The sequence below is a fragment of the Neisseria sp. HMSC068C04 genome, assembly GCF_001810105.1.
GTDB classification, from domain to species: Bacteria; Pseudomonadota; Gammaproteobacteria; order Burkholderiales; family Neisseriaceae; genus Neisseria; species Neisseria flavescens_B.
This window is the reverse complement of the sequence record NZ_KV799903.1, coordinates 1-16,262: the sequence shown is the minus strand read 5'-3', so window position 1 is coordinate 16,262 and position 16,262 is coordinate 1. Positions and strand designations below refer to the sequence as shown.

The window sequence follows — 16,262 nt, the reverse complement described above, 5'->3', positions numbered from 1 at the left end:
GGTATGACGCTTTTATTGTATTTGGGCTGCCCTTTTTACTGAGGCAACTCCGTTTTCAGACGGCCTTTATTTTGACCGTTTACATGAATCTTATTTTGATGTGTGTTTGTGTTGTTTAAAGCTTATTATTTTCAGGCCGTCTGAAACTATTTATTAATCACAGACTGACGCCAGATGGTTTCCCCAACGACCTTGACTGGCTGAACCGCACCGGTCGGGTGTTCAATGTGTTGAAACAGCAAATCCGCCGCCATCGCACCCATGCGTAAATAAGGCAACTCTGTACTGGTCAACGGCGGAAACAGCGTCTCCGCAATCGCACTGTGATTATCGTAACCGGCAACGGAGACTTGCTCGGGAACCCGCACGCCGCGCGTCCTCAAAATCCCGTACACGCGCACTGCCATTTCATCATTGCCGCAACAAATTACTGTCGGCGGAAGCGGCAAAGACAGCAGCTTCAAAATAGCCGAAATCAAAGACCCGCTGTCGTTGCTGAAGTCAGGATAGCCAGTTTGCACCAAATCAGGATCGAAGACAATATCCGCATCAGCCAAAGCACGGCGGTATCCGGCCAATCTCAATCTCGTCGCTTCCACGCCCGGCTGCAAAGTCACATAAGCAATCCGTTTGTGTCCGCTTTGGATAATCCGGCGCACCAAGCCATACTGCCCTGCTTCGTCGTCCGGCAAAACCGCAGGCGTACCCGTCGAATCAAAGCAGTTGACCAACACCATCGGGCAACGGTTGGGCACTTCCGGCAGTAATACTTCCTGATGGAAACCTGCCACATATAAAATCCCCTCGGCACGATGCTCCATAAAGGTACGAATCAGTGGCTCCATCTGACCGGGCTGACCCGGCTTATTGTCGATGTCGGCAATCATCAAAATCTTGCCTTGTGCGCGAATCTGCTGCTGAATGCCCTTAATCAAGAACATATCCGGCATACCGTGTCCGCCCGTACTCTCGCCTGTCCGCGAAATGGCGCCGGTAATCAGACCGACCAATCCGGAACGGTGTGACCGCATAATCCGCGCCGCAGAAGACGGGATATAGCCCAAAGCAGCAATCGCTGTTTCTACTTTGGAACGGGTTTTATCACTGACCGGCGCATCGCCGTTAATCACCCGGCTGACCGTCTTGGGAGATACCCCGGCATAAGCAGCGACATCATAAATTGTAGCCATCTTACGGACCCGCCCCGACAAGATTTCAATAATGTTACATAGAATAACACAGCAGACATCGGTGTCATACCCCCTTTTTTACAGAAACTTGATGATAATCAACCGTTTCTATTGCATTTCGCATACATTTCTTAAACAAAACCGACCCTACCATCTCCCAAAAGTTGTCCAAATTTGTTAAACTACAAACAACTACAAAAAGCAGAAAATAGATACCCTGCTTGTTTACCGTTACATACTAAGGAAACGAAATGTCCGCATACTCAGACGCATGGCAGGCCTTGGAAGCCCATCATGCCGATACTCAACACGTTACCCTGCGCGAACGCTTCGCCGCAGATGCCGAACGTTTCAACAATATGCACGAAATTCTGCACGGTTTGTTATTTGATTACAGCAAAAACCGCCTAGATGAAAACACCCTTGATTTATTGTGCAAACTGGCCGAAGCAGCCGATTTGCCACAATATATGCAGGCCATGAGCAGCGGTGAAAAAATCAACACCAGCGAACACCGCGCCGTCCTCCACACTGCCCTGCGCCTGCCGGCCAATGCCCAACCCATTTACGTTGACGGCGAAAACATCGTGCCCAATGTTCATCACGAACTCAACCGCGCACTCGAGTTCGCACGCCAACTTTTAGACGGCACGCACGCAGGCATTACCGGCAAACCGATTACCGACTTGGTTCACATCGGTATCGGCGGTTCCGATTTGGGCCCGCGCATGGCCACACAGGCGCTGCAGCCTTATTGGCAAAACATCCGCGTCCACTTTGTCAGCAATTCCGATGATGCCGACTTGACCCAAACCCTTCTCGGCCTCAACCCCGAAACCACCGTATTCAGCATTGCCAGCAAATCGTTCCGCACACCGGAAACCCTGCTCAATGCCTATGCGGCGCGTACTTGGTATCGCGATGCAGGTTTGCCCGATTCCGGCATCTACCGCCACTTCTGCGCCATTTCTGCCGATGTGGCCGCCGCCCAAAACTTCGGCATCTCCCCCGACAAAGTCTTCGCCATGTCCGACTGGGTCGGCGGCCGCTATTCTGTCTGGTCGCCCATCGGCCTGCCATTGATGGTTGCCGTCGGAGAAAAAGCATTCCGCAAAATGCTGGCTGGCGCACACGCGATGGATACCCACTTCTTCGAAACGCCATTCCGCCACAACATTCCCGTCCTGATGGCGCTCATCAACGTTTGGTACAACAACTTCCAACATTCAGACGGCCAAACCGTTGTCCCATACAGCCACAACATGCGCCTCTTCACACCATGGCTCAACCAGCTCGATATGGAAAGCCTCGGCAAACAGCGTACTTCAGACGGCCAACCCGTTTCCTGCACCACTGGCGGCATTGTCTTCGGCGATGAAGGCGTCAACTGCCAACATGCCTACTTCCAGCTTCTGCACCAAGGCACGCGTCTGATTCCCGTCGACTTCATCGTCCCCATGACCACAGTCTACGGCAACCACCGCCAACACCGCTTTACCGTTGCCAATGCCTTCGCCCAAGCCGAAGCGCTGATGAAAGGCAAAACCTTAGACGAAGTGCAAATCGAATTGGCCGCCCTACCCCAAGACGAACGCGACCGCCTTGCACCGCAAAAAGAATTCCCCGGCAACCGTCCGAGCAACAGCCTGCTCATCGACAGCCTGACACCTTTCAACCTCGGCATGCTGATGGCTGCTTACGAACATCGTACTTTCGTTCAAGGCGTGATTTGGCGTATCAACCCCTTCGACCAATGGGGCGTGGAATACGGTAAAGAGCTGGCCAAAACCATCGAACCCGAACTCGAACGCGGCACGCCTGCACACGACAGCTCCACCAACGGTCTGATCGCCTTCTACCGCAACTGCAACGCAAGATCGAAGGCCGTCTGAAAATAAAATGCCCGTAAGACAAGCATATCTGCCTGTCTTACGGGCATTTCAAAACCTAATCGGCGGTAAGAATGAACCGTTAAAGCACCGCACTTTTAGACAAAAGTAGCTAGATTTTGATATAAAAAAAGGCTAAATCGATAATGACTTAGCCTTTTTCATCAGACTTGATTAGTTGTTTGTTGTTAATGCGCCTAAATCTTTATCAACTAAGAACAAACCTTTACCATCTTCACCAAGAAGATTTAATTTATCCAAAATTCCACTGAATAATTTTTCTTCTTCATGTTGTTCAGCCACATACCATTGTAAGAAGTTAAAGGCAGAGTAGTCTTTCTCTTCAAAAGTTCTACCAACTAATTCATTGATTTTAGAGGTAATTAACTTTTCATGTTCATAAGTTAATTCAAGTACTTGTTTCAATGATGAAAATTGATGAGGTGGTTCATCAATTTGTGTGATGATAGCCAATGCGCCGGTCTCATTTAAATAAGTGAAGAGTTTACGCATATGCTGCATTTCCTCAGCCGCATGCTCTGATAAAAATTTTGCAGCTCCTTCGAAACCTTGTTGTTCGCACCAGGCGCTCATTTGTAAATATAAGTTAGAAGAATAAAACTCTAAATTCATTTGATCATTTAATAGTTTAATCACGCTATTTGATAACATTTTATTTCTCCTATTCTTATAAAGTTTTTAATTCACGATCAATGTAGTAGAGTGCTGTACCACTTTCACCAAGAAGTTTGAATTTATCAACAATACTGTTAAATAATTTTTCTTCTTCATGCTGTTCAGCTACATACCATTGTAAGAAGTTAAAAGTAGAGTAATCCTTTTCTGCAAAAGTACTCTCAACTAACTCATTAATTTTAGATGTCACTAGTTTTTCGTGTTCAAGTGTTGTTTCAAAAACTTCTTTTAATGAAGCGTAATCGTGTTTAGGGGCGTCAATTTTACCTAACAAAGGCATTCCACTGGTTTCGCTCACATAAGTAAACAACTTTTGCATATGTTCCAATTCTTCATCGGCATGACGAAGTAAAAATGCTGCAGCGCCTTCATAACCATGTTTATGGCACCATGCACTCATTTGCAAATAGACATTTGATGAATACAACTCGAGATTAATTTGTTCGTTTAATTTTGCTGTAATTGACTTACTTAGCATAACTAACTCCTTTTCTTAATGCGGTTAATAGATGTATCACAATACAAAATTTGTATTTGCGGATGAATTTTACTAATTTTATTGAGAATAGTCAATTTTATTTTATCAATTTTTATTGTAACCCATTAATTTAAAAGGATTTTATAAATAAATCATTCTCATTTGGTTCCATTTAATGAAATGAGTTATCAATATCGCCTTTGCCTAAATTCTCTAGAGAAATGATGAGGTGTTGGAAGGAGAATCGTAGATTTCCAAAGTTTTTTGCTCTCACTTATCAACTCCAAAATACTGGATAAATAGAAAACATGAAAATTCAATGTTTTTTATAGAATTACGCATCAAAGCGATATAGTTTCAAAGTAGGTTATCCTTAATATTTGAATGTGACAATTACCATTTATTATTTAACATAATATACATATTGTTGAAAAATCTACTGGTTAACTTCAATCAGGGAAAGCATGAAGAAGTTAGGAAGTTGGTTGGAAAGTTGATTAGGGTAGATTTTATTCAAATGAAAGACTAGGCTATGAAATCAAAATTTGTGTATAAGTTACTGGTAATTTCAAAGTACCTGTACATTTTAATTTGTATATCAATACCAATCGTTTTTATTTATGAAAGCTACCAAGGAGATAATGTTGATTTTATGATTTATATTCATGCTTTTATTATTTTTTCCATATTGGGTGTATTGACTCAATATTCTACATCTAATTTTTTTGAAAAGGAAAAATAACATGATTGAACTATCCATTGAGGATCTGGAACTAATTTATGGAGGAGGCTTAGGAGAGAGAATCCTTCAAGGAGGAGCAAATGGTGCATAAATAGGAGGATCAATTGGTGCAGGTATTGGTCTGGGTGTCGGTATAGCTTTTGGCAGTATTCCTGCCGGACCAGCTATTATGGTCGGTGGCACAATTGGTGCTGCTGTTGGTGCTGCAACTGGTATGGGTGTTGCAGCATATGAGTATTACCAAGAAACTCAGCCTAAAGGGACAGTAACGGTCGGTCCGATTTCTGCTTTTGCTGTGGACAAATCAGGAAACGGCTACACTGACGGCACAAATTACCACTGATATTTCTCATCGTTCAAACGATCTCTAGGGGTCGTCTGAAACTTTCTTAACTTCAATTTTATGAATACACCCAAGCAACCCTTCTTCCGTCCTGAAGTCTCCGTTGCCCGCCAAACCAGTTGTTCCAACAAAAGGCCGTCTGAAACTTAATTTGTCAAAGTTTCAGACGGCCTTTATTCAATAAAGATAGCAGAAGCTCATTCGCCATATCCCCCATCTTTGCTACAATATCCTTTTTCCTTTTTTATTGATTCCACTATGACCACCGCACCCCAAACCAGCACTTGGCGCAAGATTTTCTCGCGCAGTATGCTGATTTGTATCTTTACAGGCTTCACTTCGGGGCTGCCGCTTTATTTTCTGATCAACCTTATTCCTGCATGGTTGCGCAGCGAACATGTCGATTTGAAAACCATCGGCCTGATGGCACTTATCGGGCTGCCTTTCACTTGGAAATTTATCTGGTCTCCCGTCATTGATTTGGTCAGATTACCTTTTTTAGGACGGCGACGCGGTTGGATGCTGGTTACGCAAATTGGTTTGCTGCTGACCTTGCTCATTTACGCCTTCCTAAATCCTGCTCAGTATTTATATGTAATTATGGGCTTATCGTTGGTGGTCGCCTTTTTCTCTGCCAGCCAAGATATTGTATTGGATGCATTTCGCCGCGAAATTTTGTCAGATGAAGAATTAGGCTTGGGCAACTCCATCCACGTCAATGCCTACCGTATCGCCGCTTTGGTACCTGGTTCGCTCAGCTTGATTTTGGCCGACTTGATGCCTTGGCACAACGTATTCATCATTACTGCACTATTTATGCTGCCAGGTCTGCTGATGACCCTGTTTTTAGCTAAAGAGCCTGATATTCCAACATCTATGTCGCGTACATTTGCCCAAACAGTCTCTGACCCTTTCAGCGAGTTCTTCTCCCGCAAAGGAATCAAACAGGCCATCTTGGTATTGCTGTTTATCTTTCTCTATAAACTGGGCGACAGCATGGCAACGTCTCTGGCAACGCCGTTTTATCTGGACATGGGCTTCAGCAAAACCGACATCGGCCTCATTGCCAAAAATGCCGGCCTGTGGCCTGCTGTCATTGCCGGTATTGTAGGCGGTATTTGGATGATAAAGCTCGGCATCAACAGGGCATTATGGGTTTTCGGTGTAGCCCAATGGGTAACGATTCTAGGCTTTGCTTGGCTGGCAAATTTTGGCAAGTTTGAAACCATCACCCTGGCAGAGCAAATGATGCTTGCGGCCGTGATTGGTGCAGAAGCAGCGGGTGTAGGTCTGGGTACGGCGGCGTTTGTTGCCTATATGGCTCGTGAAACCAATCCTGCATTTACGGCCACACAATTAGCCCTCTTTACCAGCCTGTCAGCCGTTCCACGTACATTTATCAATGCTTCGGCAGGTTATCTGATTGAAGCGATGGGTTACTTTAATTTCTACTGGCTGTGTTTCGCTTTGGGCATACCGGGCATGTTGCTGCTGTTTAAAGTGGCACCATGGAATGGCGAAAAAGTGAGTAACTAGATTGCCAGTCACATCTAGTAAAACAAAAGGCCGTCTGAATGTTCAGACGGCCTTTATCATACAAAAATTTTATTCTGCTTCAGGTTTGACAGTACTGCGGACATCACCGCTTTTTTCTTTATGTTTCAAAACAGCGCGGTCGAGTTTGTCCATCAAAACATCAATCGCGGCATACATATCCTGTTCAATCGCTTCAACGTGCAAATCTTTACCTGCCAGATGCGCATCGGCTTCGGCTTTTTGATTGACTTTTTCCACCGAGAGCGTAATGGTCACAGAGATGATGTTGTCGGCGTGGCGATTGATTCGTGCCAACTTATCGGAAACATAGTTTTTGATGGCTTCGGTAACATCAAAATTCAGACCGGTGATTTTCAGATTCATGATACAGCTCCTTCGGTTGATTAGTCCGTCAAAACGGATCGGAATATATCTACTCGGTAAATTTTCGTTTGTGTGCCGGTGGGATGTCTAATGATTCTCTATATTTAGCGACTGTACGTCTGGCAATTTCAATGCCGCGTTGTTTTAATAATTTGACGAGGGTCTCGTCCGAATAGGGTTTGCTGCTGTCTTCGCTTTCAATCAGCTGGCTTAATACGGCTTTGATTGCACCTTGGCTGAACCCTTCGCCGTCATCGTCGGCATTAACTGCCTGTGTGAAGAAATAGCGTAACGCAAACAGACCGCGCGGGCAAGACAAATATTTCTGATTGGCAGCGCGCGAGATGGTACTTTCCGCCAAACCCAATTCGGCGGCGGCATCTTTCATCAGCATGGGCGACAGGCCGATTTCTCCGAAAATGAAAAAATCTTCCTGATTTTTGACGATATACTCGGCAAGGCGGAGAACCGTACTTTTACGCAGCTCCAAAGAATCAATGCGCTGCTTGGCTTCGTTGATTTTTTCCTTCCACTCCGGTACGCCCTCTTCCGCTGATTTCATCAGGTCGCAATATTCCTGATTGAGCTGCAGCTTCGGCCAAGCTGCCTCATTGCTGATGACTTCCCAGCCGCCCTTGCCCTCTTTGACCCAAACGTCAGGCTGAATATAAGGCGTGGGCGTGGCAGAGGCAAAGCCGTAGGCCGGATAGGGATTGAGCTTGGCAATCATATCAAGCGCGGCTTCTATGGTTTCGCTGTCGGTATCGGGATAGAGTTTGCGGAAACGCAAAACGTTTTGTTTGCGGTTCTTGCCTAAATCTTGAAGCGAACTTTGCACCAAATGCGCGGCCATTTGTCGGGCGGGAGAAGCCGGCAAACGCATCAGCTGCAACATGAGCGACTCGGTCAAATCGGCCGCCGCCACACCAGGCGGATCAAAGGTTTGCAATACATCTAACGCATTTTGCAGGGCCTCTTCTTCCAGCATCCATTCTAACGGCGTGTGGTCGATGATTTCTTCGAGGCTGTCGGTAAGGTAGCCTTGTTCGTCCAAAAAATCAATCAAGACGTGAACATAAGCCGCTTCCATTTGCGAGAGCGGATGCTCGCACACTTGGGCATGCAGATAGTGTTTGAAATCCTCTTCTTCGGCGATGTTGCTCCAAATATCTTCAGCATCGTCGCCGCTCAACTGCTGACCTGCGCGCGGCATGGTAACGGCACGATTGAGCCCGCTATCGGCAAACTCATCGGTTTCCGGACGCTCAAGCAGAGGATTGTCTAACAACCAGTCTTCCACTTCGCGCTCAAGCTCAAGACCCGACATCTGCAAGATGCGCAAAGACTGCTGCAGCCGCTGGTTGAGCTGCTGGGTCTGTTTGAGTTTAAGGACGAGTGAAGACATAATGTTTGATAGTTAATTTGTTTTATGGATTTCAGACGGCCTGTATCTGACGGGCCGTCTGAAAGTATCGGATATATTGTTTATATATTGGATGATTATTTCAATATATTATTCTTTTATCAACCGATAAATGAATTATTCAACATCAGTGATCTGCTAAAGAAAATAAGATAGGCACACTAACCAATGTAGCAACAGGCTTCCCATGATATGTGCTGGGCTGAAATTTTGTCTTCAAAACTGCTTTTCTTCCTGCTGTATCTAGACGTGGGGACCCGCTACTCTTTTTTACCCATACAAATGCTTTGCCATCTACATTGACAAAGACTTTTAATACCACAGTCCCTTCCTCCCCATTCTCTGCAGAAAGCGATGGATAAGGTGGGGGAGCAACTTGGATAGGTTTCGTCTTTATCTCTTCTTTGAATTCATTTGGCACAGTATAAAAGAATCTGAATTTTTTAAGGCTTTCCAGTGTTTTACAATCTTCTTGTTGGCTTGTTTGATTATAAGTACACTCTTTATAAGGCTCGACTTGTTTTGGCAAACCTTCTTCTTGAGCAAGTTTCAACAACTCCAACGCATCCACTTCCCAATGGAGACTTTTTACCAATTTACCTTCTTTATCCACGGTAGCTGTCGCCGTTACGATACCGGTTATCGGATTACCATTTTTGTCTATCACGCCTTGGTGCACACCCATATTCTGCCATGACTGTTCAGGCATAGCATGCACGGTGGTAGCTGCCAAAACGGCAAAGGCAAACAAAAAAATTCGTTTCAACACAGATGCACCTTTTCAGACGGCCTAAACTTAATATTTGAAATTTTCACCCAAGTAAACCGAACGGACTTGTTCATTGTTGACCAAGTCGTCCGGTTTGCCCGAAGCCAATACCGTACCGTCGCTGATGATGTAGGCACGGTCGCAGATGCTGAGGGTTTCGCGCACGTTGTGGTCGGTAATCAATACGCCGATACCGCGTGATTTGAGAAACTCAATGATTTTCTGAATATCGATGACGGCAATCGGGTCAACGCCGGCAAAAGGTTCGTCCAGCAAAATGAAACGCGGCTGCATGGCAAGCACGCGCGCGATTTCGACACGGCGGCGTTCGCCACCGGACAAGGATGGCGCAGGATTGTTGCGCAGGCGTTCGATGTTCAAATCGGCCAACAGTTTTTCAAGTTCGGCATCGATGCGGCTTTTGTCCTTCATGCTGATTTCCAAAATGGCGCGGATATTTTGTTCCACGGTCATTTTGCGGAAAATCGAGGCTTCCTGCGGCAGATAGCCGACGCCGAGGCGGGCGCGTTCGTGAATGGGCAGGTGACGCAATTCTTGTCCATCCAGCATCACGCTGCCTGCATCGGCGGCAATCAGGCCGACAATCATGTAAAAGCTGGTGGTCTTACCCGCGCCGTTGGGACCGAGCAGGCCGATGACTTCGCCGCTTTCGATTTCCAGGGAAAAGCTTTTGACGACTTGGCGTTTTTTGAAACTTTTTTGCAGGTTTTGAACCACAAGACGGCTGTTGTTTGCGCTCATATTCTGTTGACTTTCGATATTGACCTCAGGCCGTCTGAACCTTTTTCAGACGGCCTTTTTGTGTGTTTTTTTATTTGTTTTTCTGCGTGCTGGACGGCTGGATGACAACGCTGACGCGGCCGGATTTGGCGGCGGATTTCACACCGGATTTGGCGCTGCCGTTGATGGTGTAAACCTCGGTTTTGGTGTTGTAAGTGATGACCGCACCTTCAGCCACATCGCCGCCGCGCTGTACTTTGGCATTGCCGATCAGAGTAACCAGACTGGCTGCGGAAGAATACGTGACGGTATTGGCTTGGCCGTTGACCACGCCTTTGCCGCCGTCCAACTCTTGGCTGAATTTGACGGGCGAGCCGGTTGCTTTCATCAACTGCTCGCTTTTGTCGTTGCGCGAAACGGTTACGCTGCCGGCGCGGATATTGAGCGTGCCTTGTTTGATGATGACGTTGCCGGAAAAAGTGGTGCTTTGGTTGTTTTGGTCAAGCGAGCCTTGGTCGGCTTCGATTTGAATCGGCTGCTTACTGTCGCTTTGCAGGGCAAAGGCCGGGCTGGCGGCAAAAACGGCAACAAGGGCTAAGGTTTTACAAATTTTTTGTATCATAAATTGTGGCTTTCACTTTGGAAGGGAAATTCAGCAAACCGGTTTTGTGGTCATAAGTCATGCCGTTTGCCTGACCGCCGGACTGTCCGTATTGGAAAGTAACGGGGCTGTCGGTATGGGCGTATTGCGCTTCGGTATCGACATTCAAACGCTCGGTTTTGACGATGCCGGCCAAACGCTTGGCATCTGCCGCTTTGTTTAAGACAACATTTTGTTCAAAAACGACTTTTTTGCTTTGAATATTGTACGCGGCCTTGTCGCTGCCGACTTCGTACAACAGGTTGCCGTCGCGGTAAAACGAAAGATGCGGTTTGTTCAAATGCACGTCCGCGCTATTCGGATATTGGACGGCATCGACCGCGCTCAGATTTTCTTTCAGACGGCCTTCTTGGTCAAAACGTTTGCCGTTGATGCCTTTCATCGAATATTGCGGCTCATTCGGATTGAGGACGACTTCTTCGACCTGCACTTCGCTGATGCGGCCGAGCCACGCCGCCAATGCGCCGAGTGAAACGGCCAACACCAGCGGAAAGGCGATTCCGTAACGCCATCTGATTTTCATCGTACATACTCTTTCAAAGCAGGTTCAAGCGTACCTTGCACCTGCATAATCAAATCGCACACTTCACGCACCGCGCCTGCGCCGCCGGAACGTCGGGTTACATAATGGGCGTATTGCAAAGTAAACCAATGCGCTTCAGGGACAGCGACCGCCAATCCGCAGCGTACCATCACGGGCAAATCGACAACATCGTCGCCGACAAAGGCGCACTCATGCTCCTCCACACCTGCCTGTTCGCGTAATTGAGCGTAGGCGGCACGTTTGTCGTGAATGCCTTTGAAGTAATAGTTGATGCCGAGCTGCTTCACGCGGATACCGACGGAAGGCGCATCGCGGCCGGTAATAATCGCCGTTTGCACGCCGCTGGCCTGAAGCATTTTCAAACCGTGTCCGTCCAAAGTGTGGAACGATTTGATTTCTTCGCCGTTGTCGCGAATAAAAATGCGGCCGTCGGTCAAAACGCCGTCCACATCCAGTATCAGCAGTTTGATACCTAAAGCGCGTTGTTGCAGGTCGGAAGAGAGGTTTTGCATAAGGTTTCCTTATTTCAGACGGCCTATTCTAGCATAAGGCCGTCTGAAAACGTTTTTGCCGTCGTTTCAGACAATTCGTGCCATCAATAAATCGTGCATGTTCAGCGCGCCAATCAGTACGCCGTTTTCTTCAACCACCAGCAAACCGTTCACATGACCACTTTGCATGGCTTTCAAAGCTTCAGTGGCGAGACGGTCGGCGGAGATGGTTTTCGGCGAAACGTGCATAATATCGTCCACTTTCAAACCGGCAAAGCTGTCGCGTTCTTGAAACAGACGGCGCAAGTCGCCATCGGTAAATACGCCTTTCAGACGGCCTTCTACATCGGTTACCGCCAACATGCCCAAGCCTTTTTCACTCATGCGGACAATGGCTTCTTTCAACGGCGTGCCCAACAAAACGGCTGGCAGGGCTTCGTCTTTGTGCATAATATCCGCCACGCGCAGCAGCAGGCGTTTGCCCAAGCTGCCGGCCGGATGGCTCAACGCGAAATCGTCGGGCGTAAACGCGCGTGCCTGCAGCAATACTACCGCCAGCGCATCGCCCAACGCCATTACGGCGGTCGTGCTGGAAGTCGGTGCAAGGCCGAGCGGACAAGCTTCTTTGGAAACAGCCGCGGTAATATGGATATCGGCATGACGAGCCATGGTCGAAGTCGGATGGGCAGTGATACAAATAAGCGTGATGTTTTTGCGTTTCAACGCCGGAATAATCGCTGCAATTTCATCGCTTTCGCCGGAGTTGGAAATGGCAACCACGACATCGTGGTCCACAATCATGCCTAAATCGCCGTGCGCCGCTTCGGCAGGATGAACGAAAAACGCAGGCGTGCCCGTCGAAGCCATGGTTGCCGCCATTTTACGGCCGATGTGTCCGGACTTGCCCATGCCGGTAATGACAACCCTGCCCTTGCAGTGCAACAACGCTTCCGCCGCACGGACAAAATCATGGTCCAAAGCCGCCGCGATTTCACGCAAACCTTCGGCTTCCGTATCCAATACATCGCGCGCCCAGTCGAGATAAAGTGTGTTTTCCGCCATCAAAGCCACCTTTCGTGCTTGAATTTAGGTTTGTTTTGCCCAAATTAATCGGCTGTAAACTGTTCAAATTCATCGAATTGGCGTAGCATTACCGCCACTTCACAAACAAACCTATTATGTAAAAGGAATCAGAGATGACTATTTTATCGGACGTTAAAGCATTAGGACAACAAATCTGGTTGGACAATCTCTCCCGTTCGCTGGTACAAAGCGGCGAATTGGCAGAAATGCTGAAACAAGGTGTATGCGGCGTCACTTCCAATCCTGCCATTTTCCAAAAAGCCTTTGCCGGAGACGCGCTGTACGCCGATGAAGTAGCCGCGCTCAAACAGCAAGACCTGACGCCAAAACAACGCTACGAAACCATGGCGGTTGCCGATGTGCAAGCCGCTTGCGACGTGTGCCTTGCCGAACACGAATCCACCGGCGGCAAAACAGGCTTCGTCAGCCTCGAAGTTTCGCCTGAATTGTCCAAAAACGCACAAGGCACGGTTGAAGAAGCGCGCCGCCTGCACGCCGCCATCGGTCGTAAAAATGTCATGATTAAAGTACCGGCAACCGACGAAGGCATCGAAGCACTTGAAACCCTTGTTTCAGACGGCATCAGCGTCAACCTGACCCTGCTCTTCTCCCGCGCCCAAACCCTCAAAGCCTATGCGGCCTACGCGCGCGGCATTGCCAAACGTTTGGAGGCAGGACATGACGTTTCCCATATCCAAGTTGTCGCCAGCTTCTTTATTTCCCGTGTCGATGCCGCATTGGACGCCACTCTGCCCGACCACCTCAAAGGCAAAGTTGCCATTGCGCTGGCCAAAGCCGCCTATCAAGATTGGGCGCAATACTTCGGCAGCAGCGAATTTGCCGCACTTGCCAAAAAAGGTGCCAACCGCGTCCAACTTCTGTGGGCATCTACCGGCGTAAAAAACCCTGCCTATCCTGACACTTTGTACGTTGACAGCCTGATTGGCGCCCATACCGTCAACACCGTTCCCGATGCCACACTTAAAGCCTTTATCGACCACGGTACCGCCAAAGCCACTTTGACCGAAGGTGTGGACGAAGCCCAAGCACAGCTCGCCGAAACCGCCCAACTCGGCATTGATGTTGAAACTTTGGCAACTCGTTTGCAAGAAGACGGTTTGAAACAATTTGAAGACGCTTTCGCCAAACTACTGGCTCCCTTGGCTTAAGCGGATTGAACGGACGGCCGAGAAACTTAAATCATTTTGAAAAGTCTCAGGCCGTCTGAAAACCAAATTCGGGCGTGTACGGCACGCCCTTTTCTATCACGATTTGAACACCGCGCAGGCATACTACCCCTGCCCTACAAAACCACCCTGCCATGTATATAGGACGTTTCGCCCCCAGCCCTACCGGCCTGCTTCATATCGGCTCCCTACTGACCGCCGTCGCCTCCTATGCCGACGCGCGCGCTCATCAGGGCAAATGGCTGATCCGCATTGAAGACCTTGATCCCCCGCGCGAAATGCCCGGCGCTGCTGCCGACATTTTGCGCACGCTCGAAGCTTTCGGTTTTGAGTGGGATGGCGAAGTCGCCTATCAAAGCCGCCGTTACGACCTATATCAAGACACCCTCGACCGCCTCAAAGCCGCCGAGCTGGTGTATCCCTGCTATTGCAGCCGCAAAGACTGGCAGGCGGCGGCAACACATGGCGCAGATGGATTTGTATATAACAGCCGTTGCCGCAATCCTCAGCAAAGACCCGATACGCAAAACAAAACTCCGGCATGGCGCATTCAAGTTCCCGATCGCGTAATCGGTTTTTCAGACGGCATTGTTGGACATTACGCACAAAATCTGGCACACGATATCGGCGATTTTGTCCTGCTTCGTGCCGACGGCTATTGGGCATATCAGCTTGCCGTGGTTGCCGATGATGCCGATCAAGGCATAACGCATATTGTCCGCGGTCAGGACTTGCTCGTTTCCACGCCGCGCCAAATCTACCTGCAACAATGCCTCGGCATTCCCACACCGGCCTACGCCCATCTTCCCCTATTGACCAATAAACAAGGACAAAAATGGTCGAAACAAACCCTTGCCCCGGCTTTGGATTTGAATCAAAAAGAACAACTCTTACGCCAAGTCCTAACCTATCTCAACCTACCCGATGCACCTACCGTGAACCATCCTCAAGAATTGCTCGATTGGGCGGTGGTACACTGGCAAATGGACAAAACCCCCAAATCATCCATTATCACGGACTGAATTAGCATGATTACAACAAAATTACTCTAGGTATTACAATATTTCATAAAATTATGTAAGTAATCTTCCGATTCATCCCAAACCATGCCCAAGAAGCGAAGAAATCATGTATATTTCAAAAATTTCCTAAAATTGTCACAAACTGATAATTTCAAGGTTGTAACAACATACGGCTGACGCGTTATTGAGGATGACAAAGCGCGGCAGATCTCCCACGATACAACAAAAAGAATACCGCTATGCCAAGTGCCATTATTGTAGAAGACGAAGTATTAGCAGCAGAACGCTTACGTGTATTATTGGAAGAGTGCAATGTCGTACTGCTCAACGTCTTTCACCATGCCATGCCAGCATTGGAGTGGCTGAGCGTCCACGAAGTCGACATCGTCTTTGCCGACATCGGCATGCCGGAAATCGACGGTCTCGAATTTGTCGAACGCATTAAGCGTACCGCCAAACGCCAGCCGGAAATTGTATTCACCACAGCCTACGAAGAACACGCCCTGCGCGCGTTTGAGCTGGCTGCCGCAGACTATCTGCTCAAACCGATCAAAATGACCCGCCTGCAAACCGCGCTTGACCGCATCATCGAGAAAAACCGCGAAAAAGCAGACAGTTTCACCCATTTCAAAGTCTACAACCGCGAACGCATGGTTGAAATCCCATGGCAACAGGCGCGTTACCTGATGGCGGAACACAAAACCGTCTATCTGTTTACCGGCGACGGCCACAGCTACGAATTACCGAAAACATTGGTTTACTGGGAAGAATTGCTGGGCGACAAAGTCATCCGCATCCACCGCAATGCCCTCGTCTTCCGCCACACCCTCGACAGCCTGATTCGACTGGACGATGACGAAAACGACGAATCCGCATCCACATGGGGTGCTAAAATTCTTGATATTCCGACCCCGCTGCCCGTCAGCCGCCGACAACTGTCCACCCTGAGAAAAATCATTAAGAACAGCATCTAACAATGCGCTCCTTGATTAGCTCTTTTTAAATCAAAGGCCCTTGGATTCGGATTTCAAGTGCAACACTAGTGTATTAGTGGTTGGAACAGATTCAAGAATAAAACACTTG

Annotated in this window: 17 protein-coding genes; 6 read left to right on the top strand and 11 right to left on the bottom strand. The window is 48.1% G+C overall.

Annotation, left to right across the window (positions count from 1 at the left end; genetic code table 11):
- Positions 1–146: 146 nt before the first annotated feature.
- The gene (locus HMPREF2700_RS01015) at positions 147–1,190 is read right to left on the bottom strand and encodes a LacI family DNA-binding transcriptional regulator (RefSeq protein WP_070589321.1); all 1,044 of its coding nucleotides are present in this window, start codon (positions 1,188–1,190) and stop codon (positions 147–149) included.
- A 251-nt stretch (positions 1,191–1,441) separates the two neighbouring features.
- Here HMPREF2700_RS01015 and pgi point away from each other — a divergent pair, with 251 nt between their 5' ends.
- Positions 1,442–3,082 carry a glucose-6-phosphate isomerase gene (gene pgi, locus HMPREF2700_RS01010; protein ID WP_070589318.1) on the top strand — a complete coding sequence of 547 codons (1,641 nt, stop codon included), beginning with the start codon at positions 1,442–1,444 and terminating at the stop codon, positions 3,080–3,082.
- A gap of 171 nt (positions 3,083–3,253) precedes the next feature.
- Here pgi and ftnA (HMPREF2700_RS01005) read toward each other — a convergent pair whose 3' ends face one another.
- Complete coding sequence (gene ftnA / locus HMPREF2700_RS01005) at positions 3,254–3,751, bottom strand: non-heme ferritin (protein WP_003686798.1); 498 nt, start codon at positions 3,749–3,751, stop codon at positions 3,254–3,256.
- 16 nt (positions 3,752–3,767) lie between these two features.
- Complete coding sequence (gene ftnA / locus HMPREF2700_RS01000; protein ID WP_003686837.1) at positions 3,768–4,253, bottom strand: non-heme ferritin; 486 nt, start codon at positions 4,251–4,253, stop codon at positions 3,768–3,770.
- 911 nt (positions 4,254–5,164) lie between these two features.
- Here ftnA (HMPREF2700_RS01000) and HMPREF2700_RS11970 point away from each other — a divergent pair.
- Both HMPREF2700_RS11970 and HMPREF2700_RS00985 read left to right on the top strand, forming a co-directional pair.
- A complete protein-coding gene (locus tag HMPREF2700_RS11970; RefSeq protein WP_224783520.1) occupies positions 5,165–5,338 on the top strand; it encodes a hypothetical protein in 174 nt (57 codons plus the stop codon).
- Positions 5,339–5,596: 258 nt separating this feature from the next.
- Positions 5,597–6,874, top strand: a complete 1,278-nt coding sequence (locus HMPREF2700_RS00985; RefSeq protein WP_283129659.1) for an AmpG family muropeptide MFS transporter — start codon at positions 5,597–5,599, stop codon at positions 6,872–6,874.
- A gap of 69 nt (positions 6,875–6,943) precedes the next feature.
- Here the strand turns inward: HMPREF2700_RS00985 and raiA are convergent, their stop codons facing one another.
- The 8 genes from raiA to HMPREF2700_RS00945 all read right to left on the bottom strand — a co-directional run bounded on the left by raiA (position 6,944) and on the right by HMPREF2700_RS00945 (position 12,949).
- Entirely contained in the window at positions 6,944–7,258 is a 315-nt protein-coding gene (raiA, locus tag HMPREF2700_RS00980; protein WP_003686778.1) for a ribosome hibernation-promoting factor, HPF/YfiA family, read from the bottom strand.
- A gap of 49 nt (positions 7,259–7,307) precedes the next feature.
- Positions 7,308–8,663: an RNA polymerase factor sigma-54 gene (gene rpoN / locus HMPREF2700_RS00975; protein ID WP_070589317.1), complete on the bottom strand. Its 1,356-nt coding sequence runs from the start codon at positions 8,661–8,663 to the stop codon at positions 7,308–7,310.
- 145 nt (positions 8,664–8,808) lie between these two features.
- Positions 8,809–9,450 (bottom strand): energy transducer TonB, encoded by a 642-nt coding sequence (locus HMPREF2700_RS00970; RefSeq protein WP_070589315.1) that lies wholly within the window; start codon positions 9,448–9,450, stop codon positions 8,809–8,811.
- Between the two features lie 27 nt (positions 9,451–9,477).
- The gene (lptB, locus tag HMPREF2700_RS00965) at positions 9,478–10,212 is read right to left on the bottom strand and encodes an LPS export ABC transporter ATP-binding protein (RefSeq protein WP_003679854.1); all 735 of its coding nucleotides are present in this window, start codon (positions 10,210–10,212) and stop codon (positions 9,478–9,480) included.
- A 70-nt stretch (positions 10,213–10,282) separates the two neighbouring features.
- Positions 10,283–10,813 (bottom strand): lipopolysaccharide transport periplasmic protein LptA, encoded by a 531-nt coding sequence (gene lptA, locus HMPREF2700_RS00960; RefSeq protein ID WP_070589313.1) that lies wholly within the window; start codon positions 10,811–10,813, stop codon positions 10,283–10,285.
- Positions 10,794–11,375, bottom strand: coding sequence for an LPS export ABC transporter periplasmic protein LptC (gene lptC / locus HMPREF2700_RS00955; RefSeq protein ID WP_070589311.1), 582 nt, complete (start codon positions 11,373–11,375; stop codon positions 10,794–10,796). Before lptC ends, lptA begins: the two co-directional genes overlap by 20 nt.
- Positions 11,372–11,908 (bottom strand): KdsC family phosphatase, encoded by a 537-nt coding sequence (locus tag HMPREF2700_RS00950; RefSeq protein ID WP_070589309.1) that lies wholly within the window; start codon positions 11,906–11,908, stop codon positions 11,372–11,374. Before HMPREF2700_RS00950 ends, lptC begins: the two co-directional genes overlap by 4 nt.
- A 66-nt stretch (positions 11,909–11,974) precedes the next feature.
- Positions 11,975–12,949, bottom strand: a complete 975-nt coding sequence (locus HMPREF2700_RS00945; RefSeq protein ID WP_070589307.1) for a KpsF/GutQ family sugar-phosphate isomerase — start codon at positions 12,947–12,949, stop codon at positions 11,975–11,977.
- A gap of 134 nt (positions 12,950–13,083) precedes the next feature.
- On the opposite strand from HMPREF2700_RS00945, the gene tal reads away from it, so the two are divergent.
- From tal to HMPREF2700_RS00930, 3 genes are all read left to right on the top strand, one after another.
- The gene (tal, locus tag HMPREF2700_RS00940) at positions 13,084–14,139 is read left to right on the top strand and encodes a transaldolase (RefSeq protein WP_070589305.1); all 1,056 of its coding nucleotides are present in this window, start codon (positions 13,084–13,086) and stop codon (positions 14,137–14,139) included.
- A gap of 152 nt (positions 14,140–14,291) precedes the next feature.
- On the top strand, positions 14,292–15,179 hold the full coding sequence (gene gluQRS, locus HMPREF2700_RS00935; protein ID WP_070589303.1) for a tRNA glutamyl-Q(34) synthetase GluQRS: 888 nt from the start codon (positions 14,292–14,294) through the stop codon (positions 15,177–15,179).
- 239 nt (positions 15,180–15,418) lie between these two features.
- Positions 15,419–16,153 carry a LytR/AlgR family response regulator transcription factor gene (locus HMPREF2700_RS00930; protein ID WP_036493381.1) on the top strand — a complete coding sequence of 245 codons (735 nt, stop codon included), beginning with the start codon at positions 15,419–15,421 and terminating at the stop codon, positions 16,151–16,153.
- Positions 16,154–16,262 lie beyond the last annotated feature (109 nt).